Here is a 510-nt window from a genome sequence, read left to right as displayed (position 1 = left end):
GCTAGCGCGTTTTGAGGAGGGAGATTCCTGGGTCATCCACTCTATTGAGCGGAAATAATCAGGCTATCCCCGTAGTCCCTACGGTTATCGGATTAAAACCATAGAGGCGTTTCGCCTCTTTTTTAATATTTTGGGCAGCGTTAATATCCCGGTCGTGTTTAGAACCACAATTTGGGCAAACCCATTTGCGAACGGTCAGGTTTTTAACGTTAGTATTTTTGTATTCACAGCTAGAACAAAGTTGGGAGGAAGGATACTTATTGTCAACTTGAACTAATTCACTGCCGTACCACTCTGCTTTGTACGTAAGCATTGTGACAAATTCTCTCCAAGAAGCATCGCTAATGGATTTTGCTAGATTCTTGTTTTTGAGCATATTGGACACACTCAAATCTTCGATGCCGATGAGATCGTAAGTTTCAACTAATTCACGAGATAGTTTATGAGCAAAATCTTTTCTAGCGTTAGCAATCTTTTCGTGAATACGAGCAATTTTCGTTTTTTGCTTAC

General features: G+C 40.6%; 1 protein-coding gene. It reads right to left on the bottom strand.

Annotated features, from left to right (window positions below; all coding sequences use genetic code 11):
• Positions 1 to 58 precede the first annotated feature (58 nt).
• Positions 59 to 510, bottom strand: a 452-nt coding sequence (locus KC820_RS13140) for an RNA-guided endonuclease TnpB family protein (RefSeq protein ID WP_212371718.1), incomplete at its 5' end; no start/stop codon positions are given.

It is taken from the genome of Allobacillus saliphilus (genome assembly GCF_018138385.1).
Taxonomy (GTDB): Bacteria; Bacillota; Bacilli; order Bacillales; family Alkalibacillaceae; genus Allobacillus; species Allobacillus saliphilus.
This window is presented reverse-complemented; position numbering and strand designations above follow the sequence as displayed.